18 protein-coding genes are annotated in these 15,377 nt (G+C 65.0%); 8 read left to right on the top strand and 10 right to left on the bottom strand.

Annotated elements, in window-relative coordinates; genetic code table 11:
• Positions 1–564: a response regulator transcription factor gene (locus tag BJI67_RS13745; protein WP_070073511.1), complete on the bottom strand. Its 564-nt coding sequence runs from the start codon at positions 562–564 to the stop codon at positions 1–3.
• Between the two features lie 4 nt (positions 565–568).
• Positions 569–1,858, bottom strand: a complete 1,290-nt coding sequence (locus BJI67_RS13740) for an ATP-binding protein (RefSeq protein ID WP_070073510.1) — start codon at positions 1,856–1,858, stop codon at positions 569–571.
• Positions 1,859–2,080: 222 nt separating this feature from the next.
• Here BJI67_RS13740 and BJI67_RS13735 point away from each other — a divergent pair, with 222 nt between their 5' ends.
• The 3 genes from BJI67_RS13735 (at position 2,081) to BJI67_RS13725 (ending at position 4,470) form a co-directional block, all read left to right on the top strand.
• Positions 2,081–2,986, top strand: a complete 906-nt coding sequence (locus BJI67_RS13735; protein ID WP_070073509.1) for a hypothetical protein — start codon at positions 2,081–2,083, stop codon at positions 2,984–2,986.
• A 61-nt stretch (positions 2,987–3,047) separates the two neighbouring features.
• Entirely contained in the window at positions 3,048–3,419 is a 372-nt protein-coding gene (locus tag BJI67_RS13730; RefSeq protein WP_070073508.1) for a copper resistance CopC family protein, read from the top strand.
• A 7-nt stretch (positions 3,420–3,426) separates the two neighbouring features.
• On the top strand, positions 3,427–4,470 hold the full coding sequence (locus BJI67_RS13725) for a copper resistance D family protein (protein WP_070073507.1): 1,044 nt from the start codon (positions 3,427–3,429) through the stop codon (positions 4,468–4,470).
• A 5-nt stretch (positions 4,471–4,475) separates the two neighbouring features.
• Here the strand turns inward: BJI67_RS13725 and BJI67_RS13720 are convergent, their stop codons facing one another.
• Positions 4,476–4,895, bottom strand: a complete 420-nt coding sequence (locus BJI67_RS13720) for a thioredoxin family protein (RefSeq protein ID WP_070073506.1) — start codon at positions 4,893–4,895, stop codon at positions 4,476–4,478.
• 149 nt (positions 4,896–5,044) lie between these two features.
• Here BJI67_RS13720 and msrA point away from each other — a divergent pair, with 149 nt between their 5' ends.
• The 3 genes from msrA to BJI67_RS13705 all read left to right on the top strand — a co-directional run bounded on the left by msrA (position 5,045) and on the right by BJI67_RS13705 (position 7,827).
• A complete protein-coding gene (gene msrA / locus BJI67_RS13715) occupies positions 5,045–5,719 on the top strand; it encodes a peptide-methionine (S)-S-oxide reductase MsrA (RefSeq protein WP_070073505.1) in 675 nt (224 codons plus the stop codon).
• Positions 5,716–6,567 carry a sulfurtransferase gene (locus BJI67_RS13710; protein ID WP_070073504.1) on the top strand — a complete coding sequence of 284 codons (852 nt, stop codon included), beginning with the start codon at positions 5,716–5,718 and terminating at the stop codon, positions 6,565–6,567. Before msrA ends, BJI67_RS13710 begins: the two co-directional genes overlap by 4 nt.
• A 261-nt stretch (positions 6,568–6,828) precedes the next feature.
• Complete coding sequence (locus tag BJI67_RS13705) at positions 6,829–7,827, top strand: zinc-dependent alcohol dehydrogenase family protein (protein WP_070073503.1); 999 nt, start codon at positions 6,829–6,831, stop codon at positions 7,825–7,827.
• A gap of 8 nt (positions 7,828–7,835) precedes the next feature.
• Here BJI67_RS13705 and BJI67_RS13700 read toward each other — a convergent pair whose 3' ends face one another.
• From BJI67_RS13700 to BJI67_RS17570, 3 genes are all read right to left on the bottom strand, one after another.
• Positions 7,836–8,171 carry a DUF1820 family protein gene (locus tag BJI67_RS13700; RefSeq protein ID WP_070073502.1) on the bottom strand — a complete coding sequence of 112 codons (336 nt, stop codon included), beginning with the start codon at positions 8,169–8,171 and terminating at the stop codon, positions 7,836–7,838.
• Between the two features lie 78 nt (positions 8,172–8,249).
• Positions 8,250–9,152 (bottom strand): LysR family transcriptional regulator, encoded by a 903-nt coding sequence (locus BJI67_RS13695; protein WP_070073501.1) that lies wholly within the window; start codon positions 9,150–9,152, stop codon positions 8,250–8,252.
• Positions 9,153–9,215: 63 nt separating this feature from the next.
• Positions 9,216–9,377, bottom strand: coding sequence for a hypothetical protein (locus tag BJI67_RS17570; protein WP_156782157.1), 162 nt, complete (start codon positions 9,375–9,377; stop codon positions 9,216–9,218).
• 128 nt (positions 9,378–9,505) lie between these two features.
• Here BJI67_RS17570 and BJI67_RS13690 point away from each other — a divergent pair, with 128 nt between their 5' ends.
• Both BJI67_RS13690 and BJI67_RS13685 read left to right on the top strand, forming a co-directional pair.
• Positions 9,506–10,072, top strand: coding sequence for a YfaZ family outer membrane protein (locus BJI67_RS13690; RefSeq protein WP_070073500.1), 567 nt, complete (start codon positions 9,506–9,508; stop codon positions 10,070–10,072).
• Complete coding sequence (locus BJI67_RS13685) at positions 10,017–10,823, top strand: ferredoxin--NADP reductase (protein WP_083250898.1); 807 nt, start codon at positions 10,017–10,019, stop codon at positions 10,821–10,823. The genes BJI67_RS13690 and BJI67_RS13685 overlap by 56 nt, the downstream gene beginning before the upstream one ends.
• 16 nt (positions 10,824–10,839) lie before the next feature.
• Here BJI67_RS13685 and BJI67_RS13680 read toward each other — a convergent pair whose 3' ends face one another.
• The 4 genes from BJI67_RS13680 to BJI67_RS17565 all read right to left on the bottom strand — a co-directional run bounded on the left by BJI67_RS13680 (position 10,840) and on the right by BJI67_RS17565 (position 14,325).
• The gene (locus tag BJI67_RS13680) at positions 10,840–11,205 is read right to left on the bottom strand and encodes a diacylglycerol kinase family protein (RefSeq protein ID WP_070073499.1); all 366 of its coding nucleotides are present in this window, start codon (positions 11,203–11,205) and stop codon (positions 10,840–10,842) included.
• A gap of 2 nt (positions 11,206–11,207) precedes the next feature.
• Positions 11,208–11,963: a carboxylating nicotinate-nucleotide diphosphorylase gene (gene nadC, locus BJI67_RS13675; protein WP_331712288.1), complete on the bottom strand. Its 756-nt coding sequence runs from the start codon at positions 11,961–11,963 to the stop codon at positions 11,208–11,210.
• A gap of 1,531 nt (positions 11,964–13,494) precedes the next feature.
• Complete coding sequence (locus BJI67_RS13665) at positions 13,495–13,881, bottom strand: hypothetical protein (RefSeq protein WP_070073497.1); 387 nt, start codon at positions 13,879–13,881, stop codon at positions 13,495–13,497.
• A gap of 297 nt (positions 13,882–14,178) precedes the next feature.
• Positions 14,179–14,325 (bottom strand): hypothetical protein, encoded by a 147-nt coding sequence (locus BJI67_RS17565; protein WP_156782156.1) that lies wholly within the window; start codon positions 14,323–14,325, stop codon positions 14,179–14,181.
• Between the last annotated feature and the right edge of the window lie 1,052 nt (positions 14,326–15,377).

Genomic DNA, 15,377 nt, shown 5'->3' with positions numbered 1-15,377 from the left:
TCAGTGCCGTACCGGGCGCTTTTGCAGCTTGCGCTGCAGCGTGCGGCGATGCATGCCGAGCTTGCGTGCGGTTTCCGAGATGTTGCCGTTGCACTGCTGCAGCACTTGCTGAATGTGTTCCCATTCCAGCCGCTTGACCGAGCAGGGCCGCTCGGCCGGCGAAATGGCTGGGTCGCCAGTATCGCGATGCAGGGCCGCGACTACTTCATCTGCGTCCACCGGCTTGGTCAGGTAGTAGGTGGCACCCAGCTTGATCGCCTCCACGGCGGTGGCGATGCTTGCATAGCCGGTCAGTATGACCGCGCGGATGCCCGGCGAGAGTCGGGTCAGCCGGTCGATCAGCTCCAGTCCCGAGTCCTCCCCCAGGCGCAGATCCACGACGGCATGGGTAGGCCGTCTGGCCTCGGCGAGTTCCGAGGCCTCGGTCAAGTCCTTGGCCGCGATCACATCGTAGCCGCGTTGCGTCAGTGCGCGTGCGAGCACATGGCGGAAAATCTCGTCGTCTTCGGCGAGCAGCAAGGTGGGAAGGGTTTCAGGCAGAGATTGCGTTGCAAACTGGGTCATGGTTTCAAGTCGCTGAGAGTCGGTTGAGGGGCAGTTCCACACGGGCGCAGGTACCGCCGCCGGGGCGGTCGAGCAGGGATACCCGCCCGCCAACCCGCGTGATTGCGGCATGCGCCAGATAGAGCCCGAGCCCGAGCCCTTGTTCCTTGGTGGAAAATGGGGATTGCCCGACGTTGGCAGAGGCCGCCGGGGCGAGACCGGCACCGCGGTCGCAGACTTCTAGAACCAGCTCCGCGTTGTCCCAGTGGGCATTGAGTTCGACGGCCTGCGGCGAGGCGTCGGCCGCATTGTTGAGCATGGTGATGATGGCCTGCGACAGGGTGCGTTCGGTCAGGATGCACGGTTGGGAGTCGGGGCCGTCCAAGTGCGGCGTCACCGCCACGCCGGGACGCATGCGTGCCCATTGTGCCAGGGTGTCGAGCAGGTAACCCCGAACGGGCACGGCATGACCCGCTTGGGCCTGTTGCCCACCGGCCGAGGCCGATATCTCGCTCAGGGCTTCCTTGCAGCGATCGATCTGGCCGCGCATGAGACAGAGGCTTTCCTGCAGCTCTGCATATTCCGGGCTCTGATAACGGTGCTTGAGTTCGCCGGTCAGCGTGGCGAGTGTGGCCAGCGGGGTGCCCAGCTCGTGTGCGGCGCCGGCCGAGAGCATGCCCAGCGCCACCAGTCGTTCGTTGCGCAGGGTTTCCTCGCGGGCCAGGGCGAGTTTGTGGTCGCGCTGGCGCAGGGTTTCGGCCATGCCGACGACGAAGTAGGCGATCAGCGCCGAATTGATCACGAAGCGCAGCCACATGCCGGTGACCATCGGGTCGAAGTCCGTGGCAGCCACGCCGATGGCCGGCGGCATGGGTACGTAATGATTCATCAGCCAGGTGTAGGCAACGACCGTGATCGCTGCGAGCAGCCAGGTGTAATAGGGGCGCAGCACGGTAGCCGCGATGGTGAGCGGCAGTAGGAACAGGCCGACGAAGGGGTTGGTGGCGCCGCCGGTGAAGTAGAGGACGGCGGTCAGCGCGCCGATGTCCAGCAGCAGCTGAAACAGGAATTCGCCTTCGCCGCAGTCCTGATTGGTCTGCAGCCGCAGCCAGGTGAGCAGGTTGATCGCGGCCAGCCCCCCGATCACCAGCAGCAGGGGGTCGAGGGGCAGATGGATGCGGAAAATCTCGTGCGCGACGACGATCGCCCCCAACTGGGCGGCGACCGCGAGATTGCGCATGACGTACAGGCGCTGGAGGTTGAGTTTGCCGGGGCGTCCGGGCTTGCGCACCACTTCGCCGGCTTCGACGTTCATATCCTTCCCTTGACGGCTATCCAGGTCCGTTCGAAGCGGACGGGATGGGAACACGCCATGGCCGCTTCGATCACGAAAGCAGATGATAGTTCCATTTTCTGCCGCAAATCACGCGGTTTATGGGGCGGCTGCGACACTGTGTCGCAGGACAGGCAGTTGTTTTTGTGATGATAATTCTCCCTTATCAAAAATCACTACACTAGTTATTAGGAGGAAGGCAGGATGCGACATCACCATTTCGGGCGATTCGGCGCTGGGCTTGTGGTTTCGGCTGCGCTGATCATGCCGGCGGTTACCTGGGCGCATGCGGTGGCAGGCATGCGCGTGTTCCCGGCGACCTTGAGCTTCGACGACCCGGGCGTGGCCAACGAGTTCTCGACCAACTACAGCCAGATCAAGGCCGATGGCGTGACCACCAAGAACCTCGCCTTTGCCTATGCCAAGACGATCACGCCGAAGTTCGGTCTGAGCATCGCCTCCGACTACAACTGGATCACCCAGCCTGGGCAACCCAACCAGAGCGGTTGGGACAACGTCACCATCGGCGCGGCCTACCAGCTGTTCGTCAACGGTCCGCACGAGGCCATCGGCATGCTGGCCGTAAGCGACACGCTGGCGAACAGCGGCAGTGGCGGCATGGACAGCAATTTCTCCACGATTTCCCCCGAATTCGCCTTCGGCAAGGGCTTCGGCGACCTGCCGTGGTCGGTGAAGTACCTGCGCCCCCTGGCGATTTCCGGCGCGATCTCGGAGGATATGCCGTCCGATTCCACGCAACCCAAGATGCTCAACTGGGGCTTGTCCCTGCAGTACAGCATCCCGTACCTGCAGAGCTTCGTGAAGGATGTTGGCCTTGGTGCGCCGTTCAACAACATGGTGCCGATCGTCGAGTACACCATGTCGCAGTGCGTGGACAGCTACTCTGTCTGCGCAAGCAGTGGCAGCCTCGACCGCACCGGCAGCATGAACCCGGGCGTGATCTGGGTGGGCAAGTACTACCAGATCGGCGTTGAGGCGCAGATCCCGGCGAATAGGGCTTCCGGCAACCACGTGGGCATTCTGCTGGGCATCGACGTGTATCTGGACGACGTCCTTCCGCACAGCCTCGGCGCACCGATCTTCGGCTGAGCCGGCACGAGACCGGCGCTAAGCCGGCGGGCGGGGGTGGACATTACACAGGAGGAAATAGATGTTGCGTTACTTGAAGTACTTCGGGGCCACGTTCGGCCTGCTGGCTAGTCTGGTCGTATCCGCACCTGCACTGGCGCACGCCTTTCCGGTCAAGTCTTCCCCCAAGGTGGGTTCCACGCTTGCCGTGGCACCCAAGCAGGTCAGTATCTGGTTCGATGCGGACCTCAACGCGCTGTTCTCCAAGATCACGGTGGAGAGCGCTGCGGGGCAGGTGGTGAGCACGGGCGGTAGTCATATGGCTGCGGGCAATCCGCGGTTACTGACGACTGCCGTCAAGCCGCTCGCAGCCGGTCAGTACTGGGTGCAGTGGAGCGTGGTCGCCCGTGACGGCCACCATACCGAGGGCAAGTTTCCGTTTGCCGTGAAGTAGCGCGGACATGGAGAGCTTCTTCGTTCTTGCCACTTGGCTGGACGTGATGGCCATCTCCGCCTGTGCAGGCGTGCTCGCCTGTGTGCTGTGGGTCGTGCCCCGGTATGCGCCGGGGCATTATCCGACCAGGCTATGGGTGGGTTTCGGTGCGGCTCTTGCCTGGCTGGCGGCAGCCAGCGTCGTCCTGCTCGCCTCGCGCACCATGGAATTCAGCGGTGCTGGCTTCTCGGGTCTGTCGACCTATCTCCCACTGGTCGTGAGCAAGACCCACTACGGCCTGATCTGGAAGGCGCGGATCTTCGCTGTAGTCGTACTGTGGCTGTGCTGGCTTGCAGGTCTTTCCGCGCGTGCGCGGCCGTATGCCGCATGGCTGGCCATGGCTGTGCTGCTGGTCGTCGTGTACTCGCGCAGTGCCACGGGGCATGCGGGCGACCATGGGGCTTACTCGCTCGGCGTATGGGTCGACTGCGTCCACGTCTGGTCGAGTGGGATCTGGGTTGGTGGACTGTTCGCGATGTCGCTGCTGGTGTTCCCTGCATTGATCAAGGAGGGCGTAACGGGACAGGCTCTCGCCGCGGACGTGTTTTCACGTCTGTCGGTTGTGGCAGGTGCTGCCCTTGCCGCGATTGTGTTGTCGGGTGTGTTCAACGCGTGGAACGGCCTGGACAGCGTGGGAAATCTCTGGAACAGCGGCTACGGGCGCATACTGTCGATCAAGTTGGTCCTGGTTGCCTGGATGGTCTACCTCGGCGGTCACAATCGCTATCACAAGGTACCCGCATTGCGTCTCAGCAGCGGCCTAGACAGCGGCAGAGCTTCCGGGATGGGATTACGCGTACCTGGTTGGCGTCCTGTGTCCACCACGCGCGGCGGCAATCATGTAATGGCGCGCTGCGTGCGTGCGGTGCACATTGAAAGTGTGCTTGGGGTTCTGGTGTTGGCGCTTGCCGCGTGGTTACATCACGGCATGCCTCCCTCTGACATGCGGCACATGGGGTTCGCGCCGGCCCCAGTGGTCGCGCCGGCGCCCGGGCATACTGGCAGGGCCTAGTCGGTTCAGCTTCCGGCCGTACCGGGTTCGGCAGGGTCCTCGGCGTCGAGCAGGCGCCGGATGCGGGGCTCGGACTGAGCCCCTACGACGATGCGCGCGATGCGGCCTCCGCGTATCAGTACCAAGCTCGGTGTGGCCATCACGCCGAGCGATTTCGCCAGTTCGACCTCTTGCTCCGCGTCCAGGCTGACCAGGTCGTCGCGTTCCGTACGCAGCTTTTCGATGACCGGGGTCATGCCATGGCACATCACGCAGTGTCGGCTCCAGAAATAGAGCGCCACGCGGTCTGGTACTCGGCCTGGGAACAGACGTTCCAGGCCGGGAGCGACCTGGCCGCGCTGGCGGCGTGCACGCCACAACGGGCGCCATTGCCAGGCCAGGTAACCGACGACAACGACAGGAATGACATAGGAAGCGATGGACATGCTGCGGGCCGGTATTGGGTCTGTCGGCAGCTTACACCAAAGTTTTGCCCGCGCGTGTCGACACAGCGGCATCGCCTCGCCCCCAGCTTCGGCGTTATAGTCCACGATTCATAGCCATACTCCGACGCTAACCGTCGAGGAGATTGTCGATGAACCTCTTCAATCGCCGTCCGCCCTTGCTCCCGGACGCTGCGGGTGCACTCCCTGGCCGTGCCGAGCCGCTGCCGCCTCCAGAACCACACCGCGTCAGCGGGCGCAGCCTGCTGCCACCCTATCCACCACGCATGCGTATCGCGACCTTCGGCATGGGGTGCTTCTGGGGGGCTGAGCGGCTCTTCTGGCAACTGCCGGGGGTTTGGGTCACCGCCGTTGGCTATGCCGGTGGGTTGACCCCGAATCCGACTTACCGCGAGGTGTGCAGCGGATTGACCGGGCATGCCGAGGTTGTCCGCGTGGTCTACAACCCCGAGGAAATCGACTACTCCGAGCTGCTGCGCTGTTTCTGGGAAGGGCACGATCCCACTCAGGGGATGCGTCAGGGGAACGATGTCGGCACCCAGTATCGCTCCATGATTCTCGCTCAGGATACCGCAACACTCGCCGCCGCGGAGGCCTCGCGAGAGACCTACCAGACCGCCTTGTATGCCGCGGACCTGGGAGATATCACGACGGAGATCCTTCCGGTCGGGACCGTCTATCTCGCCGAGGACTATCACCAGCAGTATCTGGCGCAGCACCTCGACGGTTATTGCGGGTTGGGCGGGACACGGATCGCTTGCCCGTCGCTGGATGGCGCCGGCCGCATGCGCGAGGACGAGGCGTGAGCGACTGCCTGATCGACGCGCGCAGCCTGGCCGAGCGCCTGAGGGGCGAAGAGCCGCCGGTTCTTGTCGACTGCCGCTTCGATCTCGCGCACCCGGAGGCGGGGCGCGAGGCCTACATGCGGGGGCATCTGCCGACGGCGTGCTATGCGCATCTCGACGCGGATCTGTCCGGCCCGGCGAGCCCTGCGAGCGGTAGGCATCCGCTACCTGATCACGAGGATTTTGCCGCACGTTGCCGCGCCTGGGGTATAGGTCCGGGCAGGCTCGTGGTTGCCTACGACGATGCCGGCGGCGCCTATGCCGCGCGTCTGTGGTGGCTGCTGCACTGGCTGGGTCATGCCGAGGCGGTGGTGCTCGATGGTGGTATTCAGGCGTGGATGGCAGAGGGTTATGCGCTGGAACAGGATGAGGCTACGCCCCGGGTGGGTGAGTTCACCGGCTACCCGCGGGCCGAACGGGTGCTCGACGCCGAAACCCTACAGTCCCTGCTGCATGCACGTCGTTGTCGGCTGATCGACGTGCGTACGGAGGCACGCTTCAAGGGCCATGTCGAACCGATCGATCCGGTTGCCGGGCACGTCCCGGGGGCGGTGAACCATCCCTATAACCGCCTGCTGAGCGAGGACGGACGCTTCCTGCCGCCCGAAGCGCTGCGTGCCCAGATCGAGGCGGTGCTGGCGGGGGTGTCGCCGGATGAGGCCGTGGCGATGTGCGGTTCCGGCGTCACCGCCTGCCACCTGCTGCTGGCGATGGCGCATGCTGGACTGCCGGGGGCACGCTTGTATGCGGGTTCGTGGAGCGAATGGATCCGCAATCCCGAGCGTCCGGTTTCCCGTATCGACCGCTAATAATCTTATATGTGCATAACAAATTCTTGTTGTGCACTGTAATATTGGCTATGCTTATCGTCGCCTTAAGTCGACTCCCTCCAGCCTGGGCGTGCTGTAGCGACACTCCCGGGTCAGACTTGAGGTCTGCAGATGTTCTCCATTGGGTCCGGCGCTTTGCGCCGGACCTTTTTTGTTGATGCCGGGCATTCGCCCTGCCGCGCGATTGCGCTATCGTCGCCTTCCCATGTCTTTGTGACGCAACGGTCCGGGAGGTGTGCGATGAAAGCGGTGTTGATGACGGCGGCCGGTGGGCCTGAAGTGCTGCAGCTGGACGAGGTGGCGGAACCGGAGATCGTCGCACCCGGACAGATCAAGGTACGTATCCATGCCGCAGGCATCAATCCGGTCGATACCAAGATCCGCTCGCGAGGCCTGTTCCAGCCCGGCAAGCTGCCCGTGATTCTGGGGTTGGATGGTGCCGGCGAAGTGTGTGCCGTCGGTGCGGGGGTGACGGAGTTCAAGCCGGGTGATGCGGTCTGGTACTGCAATGGTGGTCTGGGGCGCGAGCCTGGCAATTACGCGGAATACACCGTGCTTGACGCGAAGGCCGCACGCCGCAAGCCCATATCCGTGGATTTTGCCGAGGCGGCGGCCGGCCCGCTGGTGCTGCTGACCGCGTGGGAGGGCCTGTTCGACCGTGCCGGCCTGCAGGCCGGGCATACGGTGCTTGTGCATGCAGGAGCGGGTGGGGTCGGACATGTCGCCATCCAGCTCGCCAAGTGGGCTGGGGCCCGTGTGATCACCACGGTGGGGACGCCGGAAAAGACGGCCATGGTGCGGGAGCTGGGCGCCGATCATGTCATCGATTACCATCGCGAGGATTTCGTCGAGGAGACCCTTGACTGGACCGACGGACGCGGCGTGGATATCTGTCTGGATACGGTCGGCGGCGAGACGCTGACGCGTAGCGTCGGGGCGACCGCACACTACGGCAGCCTCGTCACTTTGCTGCAGCTAAGCGCTTCGGATACGGCTTGGAACGAAGCGCGTACGCGCAATCTGCGTCTGGGCTTCGAGCTGATGCTGACGCCGCTGATGCGCGATCTGCCGGAGGCGCGCGCGCATCAGGGCGAGATACTGGATCGGTGTGCAGGCTTGATCGACGATGGTCTGCTGAAGCTGTGCGTGACCCGGCGCTATCCTTTGGCTGAGGCGTCCGAGGCGCACGCCGAGATCGGCGGCGGGAGAGTGCGCGGCAAGCTCGTGCTGATGACCTGAGTGTCTACTCAGTCGCTCGAACGCGGTGGTGCAGGCATAGGGAAGGCGGTCACCTTGCCGCCACCCGAACTGCCGCCCTCGGCGAGAATCCGGTTGGTGCCGACCTTCTCGACCTCATCGATACGTACCACCGACTGCAATGGGACGTAGGTGCGCTTGACGCCGGCGAACTCGGCCTTGAGTCGCTCCTCGGTCGGGTCCACGAGCACGGCCGAGCGTTCCCCGAAAATGATGTCCTCAACTTCCAGGAAGGCATACATGCCGCTCTGGGCGACCTTGCGTGCGTACAGCTCATACACGCTGCCCTGATTGTGGAACACGATGCGGTAGATGCGCTTGTCCATGCTTACGACGGATTATGGATGAGTTGTTACATATGGGGGCGAATGGGCGCCGGCTCAAGCGCGGCGGCCACCCAGCCGCTAGGCGACGATGCCTTCCAGCCAGTCCGGCTGGGCCAGGCGATGCAGGAACCACTGCAAGGCCCGGCCTTCCGAGGGCTCGCGCCAGGCAAGCGAGATGCGTGGGCAGGCGACATCGGTGGTGACTTGCTTGGCGATCAGGCGTCCCGATGCAAGCTCGCGGGCAACCAGATGTCTGGGCATGTAGCCGATTCCCAGTCCCTGGCAATGGGCTTCGCGCTTGGCCTCCATGCTGGGCACGGTGAGGACGTCCTGGGTCCCGGTGACGCCCGAGCTGCGCGGAGGCAGACGGCGCGAGGTGTCCGCTGCGACGATGGCGCGGTGCTGGCGGAGTATCGATTCGGGGATCGGTTCCTCGGCGCGGGCCAGCGGGTGTTGCGGTGCGACCACGAAAACGAACGGGGTTTCACCGAGCGTACGTGCGTTGTAGCCACCCTCCACGGGGCCATCGCCCGGTGCGCCGACGACGAGATCGGCGCGCCCGCTGAGCAACGCATCCCAGTTGCCGCCGAAGGTCTCGTCGAACAGCCGCAGGCGTGTAGTGTGACCGGCCGCGTAGAATTCATTCAGAATCGGATACATTCGTGCGATCGGGATCAGATCCCCCACCGCAATGCGCAATTCCGCCTCCCAGCCGGTGGCTACCCGCCTGACCTGGGATTCGAGTTCATCGGCGGCGCGCAGCAGATGCCGCCCCTCCTGCACCAGGCGTTGCCCCGCCTCGGTCAGGCGGGCACGGTGGCCGCTGCGGTCGAACAGCTGGACGTCTAGGTCCTGTTCGAGCTTCTGCACGGTGTAGGTGACCGCCGAAGGCACACGGTGCAGCGCTTCGGCCGCGGCGGCGAAGCTGCCTTTGCGCTCGATCGCATCGAGCACGTTGAGGGCATCCAGGGTCAGGCGCATGAGAGTGTCCGGAGGAACCTGCCGGCGATTATAGGGCGGGGCACGCCGGCGCGCAGTCGGTCCTTATTCAAGGTAACGTCTGACCACCCACCAACCCAGCAGCACCCCGGCCAGGGTGCCGACACTGCTCAGGGCGAAGGCCAGTCCGGTGCCTTCGGGCTGACCGAGATCCCAGCCCACCCAACCGCCCAGGGTGGCGCCTGCCATCGTGAAAAGTCGCATCATGATTCTACCGCTCCGCGTCGTTATCTGGCGACGGTGGACGGAGGCCTCGCAGGGGATGGTAGACTTGGTGCCCGCCGCTCCCCCGGATTCGCCGGGGCCGTCCAACCAACTGTTCTTAGGGTGAAACTATGCGCATAGTGACTGTGCTTGGAGCCTGCCTGCTGGCGGCGAGTTCCGCGGCGATGGCCAATGGCCTGGATTTTCAGCTGGGCAACAATACGGCTCAGCTCAAGTTCTACACCGGCACAGGCCCCCTGGGCTACACCGGCGGCGAACTCGGCTTCGGCGGTTTCGTCGACAGCCGTCACGACGTGCTCGGCAACGTCAGTCTCAAGGTCGAAGGTCTTGCTGCCGGGGAGACCCCGCTGAGCTTCGGCCTGGGGGTGAGTGCCTACGCCGGTTCGGTGGACAAGCCCAATGTCGACGTAGGGGCAATCGCGCTAGGCGGACTGGTCAAATACACTATCCCCTACCGTATGCCCATGGCCGTGGTTCTGGAGGGCTACTACGCCCCCAACATCACGACCTTCGGGCAAGGCAAGTCCTTCTCCGACGTGAGTCTGGACTACCAGATCGAGGTGACACCCGGCGCCAAGGCCTATGTCGGCTACCGCGTCCTGCAGACGGATCTGAAGAATTATGGGGAATACAAATTCGACAACGCGCTGCACGTCGGCATCCGACTCCGCTTCTGAGTCGGGTGACGCAGCGACGCCGCCCGGCGAGCCGATCGCGGGCGGCGATTTCTGCGCCGAGATCGTCGAGATTCGGCGCGAATCGCCCACCATCAAATCCTTCTGGCTGGATTACGGCGGGCAGCCGCTGAGTTTCCTTCCGGGCCAGTGGCTCGACCTGTATGCCCTTGTCGACGGCAAGGCCGAAGTCGGCGGCTACTCCATCGTTTCCGCGCCCGGTGCCCGTCCCGGGCGTCTCCAGCTCGCGATCCGCGACTCCTCCACCCACGCAGTGACCCGCTACCTGCATCACGTCGCACAGGTCGGCGACACGGTCGGCATCACCGGCGGGCAGGGGCGCTTTCGTTACGAACGCGGCATGGGAGACCGCCTGGTGCTGCTGGCGGGCGGGATAGGCGTCACGCCCCTGCTCAGCATCCTGCGCCACGTGTATGCCTCTGCACCCGAGGTGGCAGTCACTCTGATCTACAGCGTGAGCACCCCCGAGGATATCCTGTTCCGCGAGGAGCTCGACGCGATGAGCGCGGCACGCGCGAACATCCACTGCTTCTACACGGTGACCCAGCCGCTTAACCGCGACTGGAGCGGTTTTGAGGGGCGTATCAACCGCATGCTGCTGGACGAAGTGGGTGTCGACTGCAACGCCCTGTACTACTTCTGCGGTCCGCCGGGCTTCGTCGACGACATGGCGCGCGACCTGCAGCTCGGCGGTCTGGCGCCGGAGCAACTGATCTACGAGAAGTGGTGGTAGCCGCGCACCGGCCCGCTCAGGCGTAGCGCTGCCACAGCACCAACGCCGCGATCGCCACCGCACTGATGGCGGCGAGCAGCACCCCGGCGGCGGCGATGTCCTTGGCCTGCCCGATCAGCGGGTGTCGTTCCGGGTGCAGTGCGTTGGCGAGGTGCTCGATAGCCGTGTTGAGTGCTTCCGCGACCCATACCAGGGCGATGGCGAATACCAGCAGGGCCCACTCCCCCGCGTTCAGCCCCAACGCCGCCCCTGCGATCAGCACGGCCAGCGTGGCCGCCAGATGAATCCGCGCGTTGGCTTCGCTGCGCAGCAGCGTGCGCAGGCCGCGCCAGGCATGTCCCAGGCTGGACAGTCGTGCGCGAGGCCGCAGGTCCGGCGCCAAGCTCAGCCGGCCTCCGCAAAGGTGAAGCGCATGGACAGGTCGGTCGCGCGCAGGTGCTTGGTCAGCGCACCCACCGAGACGTAGTCGACGCCAGTCTCGGCGATCCGGCGCAGCTGGGTTTCGTCCACGCCGCCAGAGACTTCCAGCCGGGCGCGTCCGCGGGTGCGTGCGACAGCCGTGCGCATGTCCTCCAGGCTGTAGTCGTCGAGCATCACGATGTCCGCGCCCGCGGCCAGCGCTTGATCCAGTTCGCCTAGATGCTCCGTTTCGACCTCCACCTGAACGCCCGGCGCCATGGCCCGCGCGGCACCGACCGCCGCGGCGATGGAACCGGCGGCGGCAATGTGGTTCTCCTTGATCAGGATCGCGTCGTACAGCCCTATGCGGTGATTGCGTCCGCCGCCGCAGGCGACCGCGTACTTTTGCGCCGCGCGCAGCCCGGGCAGGGTCTTGCGGGTGTCGAGGAGCTGCGTGTCGGTGCCGGCGAGCAGACGCACGTAATGCCGCGTCGCGGTCGCCGTGCCGGACAGTGTCTGCAGGAAGTTGAGCGCGGTGCGTTCGCCGCTGAGCAGCGCGCGCGCGGGCCCGCTCAGCCGACACAGCAATTGGTTCTCCCCCACCTCGTCGCCGTCGGCGACCTGCCATTCGATGGCGATGTTCGGCGACAGGCGGCGGAACACCGCCTCGAACCAGGCGGTGCCGCAGAGCACCGCGTTCTCGCGCGTGATTACCTCGCCACGGCCTGTACGCCGCCGGATCAGGCCGCATCAGGTCGCGCTGCGATGTTCCTCGGCCAGTGCGGCGCGCACGTGTCTCGACGAGGTCCCGGCGGGCGGGTGGCTGCGTTTTGTCGGTCATGCGCCCTGAAGGTCGGTTGAAAAGCGTCGAGCATGCGCGACGCGTCCTCTTTATCAAAGCGTGCGGGGGCGTCTCGCAGCAGACGTTTCTCGAGTTCGACCACAGGTAAGTCACAGCCCCAATTGCCAGAGTGGTGGCCATAGTGCAGGGCACGACGGCGTGCGAACAGCGCCTGCACTCGGGGCATAGGTAAGGCAGTTGGATGACGGCGGTAGACAGCAGCCGAATACGACCAGGGGCGAAGGCCCTTCAGCGAAGGTCGAGCGTGCAGGTAGCGGCGTTGAGCAAGAGAGGCCACTCGCCCAGCACCACATGTTGCCGCCGCGGGCGTGCGGTCGAGCGGGTAGCCCAGGTGCAGTAGTAGAACGCGAGGTCGACGCAGGCGAGCAGATTCAGGTAAACGAGATGAATCCCGGAGCAGGAAACGCGTGGATCACGCGAGTGCGGAGGCGCGCGAGGCCGGCGCGATGGCGCCGGCCCTCAGGACCCTCGAAGCCACCGCAGACGCAGGTCCCCGGGATCATGTTGACTAAAGAAATTCGCGCGTTGCTGCGAGAGCATAGAATTGAGTGAAGGTGGACTAGTGCATACCGAGGCCTCGCGCCGTGGTGTGCAGGTATGACAGGCCGACTTGCGGAGTTGTCGTAGGCGTACGCGCATTTCGGGCGACGATGGCCGCGAAATTGCGTCGGTGGAGGACATCTCGCTACTTGGTGCCTCGTGCCCTTTGCGCCCCATCGCCACACCCACGTCGCGCGCCTTGAGCGCAGTCGGTCGTTGACGCCCGTCCGCCGGTCATCGCGATGAACTGATCGTCGCGCTGTAGCGCCGCGATCAGGCGCACTTCGTGTTCGGGTGCCTGCTGCAAAGACCGCGGTGTCGCGCACCACTTTGGCGCATCGCGCCCGTCTATGTGTTCCAGTTCGCTCCGGTCCGGCGGGCTGGGTGATGGATGCCGATGGCGCGGCAACGCGCCGCGCGGTCGGGCGTAGCCCGGTATCATTTCACCGCCACGCCGGCCGGTGCGGAAGCCACGGGCGTCCGTGCTTATCCTCGCCGTCGGGTCATGAAGCCGCCCAGACCCAGCTAGGTGAAGCCGCCTTCAGAGCGGGGTCGGCGAAGCCGCTCTCGCGGGCTCTGTTTGACCGCACGCATACGCGATAGCGGCATCGGCGAGGTGCTCCAGCCCCCTGCCAGGTAGCGGTTCCAGCCGCTCGTCGAGCTCGTTTGCGGTTTTGTCCGGCGCGTGCCCAGTAGCGTTCGGCCTGGCACCCTTGAGCGCGACAAACGGGTTCTTCGCGATCGCGGTGCAGCGTTGCCATCTCTGCAGGGCGCTCGAAGGGGATGGCGTCGAGGCGCGGCCGGCCATGATCCTGCCCTGAGTCGAGGCCGTGCTTGCGGGCTAGACGACCAGGAGGCATCGACGGGGGCCTATCGCTGCCACGCATCCGCTTCAGAGCGCATCCCGCCGTCGTTGCACAGCAGCCGTACGTAGCAATCGTAGGTCGCCGGGTTGGCACGGGACGGCGGTCGGGTTGTGCGTGCGCGATGCGCCCTCGCGGCACGTGGCCACGCCTTCCACGGCATAGGCGCTGTCCGCGTGACCAGGATGTGACGGTCTTTTCGTGCGGTGAGGGTGCCTGGTTTGTCGCTGCAGATGAAGCTATGACCGCGCCGAGGGTTCCACGGGCAGGCGCGGATGATCACGTGCCGTTCGGCATGCCGCCGCACGCCGATCGCCAGGGTGATGGTGAATGATCGCCCGGCAACCCCCTGCGGGATGCGGCGACCGGCGAAGCGACGGCGCGAGGAAGGCATGCGAGCACTTGCCTGGTGTGAGACCCACACGGAAGACGAGGTAGACCACGTCGAGCGCGCAGGATGCCGACGGTCAGCTGGCGGGCGAGTCCTCTTGGTTCGGGCCGCAGCAGGGGCGTGTCAGCGGCCGATGTTGCGCCAGCAGGCATTGATGGGCGATCTCGGGTGAAGGGCGACGACGAGGCCGGTGGCCTGTCCGCGACCCCAGCGTTCCGGAATAGCCATGTTGCGAGCATCCGCCAGCGCGTTTCGCTGGACAGCGGCGATGAAGTTTTGTCCACGGCAGCGATTCGCCGGTCAGGCTGGATCGTCGGTGCGCAGGTTGTGCGTCGCAGGAGACGCAGTCCGCGGAACGCGCGCCGCCTCGACGCGGACGATGTCGCCGGGTGACGTTCGCGTCGAGGTGTGCAGCGTACGGCGCGCAGCACCGTGGCTGAGGAACATCGCGCGGATTGCCCCCGGCCCTGGCGCTCCCGAGCGTCCTCCTAGATGAACCCCGATGAAGGCGTTGTGACGAGCGACGCCGAGATCACGCGGGCTGTCGAATCCGGACTACGCCCGATGTGCGTCCCAGGCCGCCCGCGCGCGCGCAGCAGGACTAGACAGCAGGTTGTGAGTTGCGCGAACAGTCGCGCCAGGTTGTTGCCGGCGTGCGCTCGGGCAGGCGTTTGGGGCGAAGGGCGTCGCCGCTTTCGGCTTCCCTGCGTCGAGTCCATGCGGGAAGACGCCGAGGCGGTCGAGGTTTTCGCCGGTTTGCAGGTCGTGCCAGTGGCTGGTTCGTACTCGTTCGCGCTGAAATGGTAATTCATAATCCGTATTTCCGCGGTGACGTCTGCTAGGTCTATACGTAGCCATTTTAACTGCACCACGGATATACAGGAGGTTCGATTTTGGAGCCGGTGTCCAAGCGCAGTAGCCCGCTGGGTGAAACCGGTTCCCGAGTTCATGTCGTGGCTGCCCCCCGTCAATCGGGGCAGTTTCGTCCGACCTGATGCCGTTGACGGGGCGGTCGTGGTGCGCCGCAGGCGTGGCCCTCGCCGCCATCGCGGCATGCGAGCTTCTCTATGCAGCTATGCGACGGAAAAAGATGATGCGGCGATCATCGCGCGCACAGAGAGCGTTTCAGTCGATGGTCAGGGGTATCCGGCCCCGACCACGGCGGTTCCATCGTTGCTGTTCCGTGCTGTCCGCTTATCCGAGCCTGGACGAACAACTAATCGCGCTACGGGCTGAACCGACTTCGAATGGTCGGCATGATCGAGCCTGGTCTGGCCTGCGCGGCTGCACCACTGGGCAATTTCATCCGCATGCGTGGGATCGCTTACGGCATGGTGCCGCCACCTGATCGGCCACCAGGTTCAATGCACCTGGGGGACACCCGCGCGCTAGCACACACGAGGGCTGTCCACCGTTGGCACGCATTCGAAGTCCCGCCCCCCCCCAAAAGCCCGCACCCACCCCGACCAAAGTTTGTGAGTTGCCGGTGATGTTTGCAC

The sequence above is a fragment of the Acidihalobacter aeolianus genome (assembly GCF_001753165.1).
Lineage (GTDB): Bacteria > Pseudomonadota > Gammaproteobacteria > DSM-5130 > Acidihalobacteraceae > Acidihalobacter > Acidihalobacter aeolianus.
The sequence above is the reverse complement of the archived record's forward strand: the minus strand, read 5'-3'. Positions and strand labels throughout refer to the sequence as shown.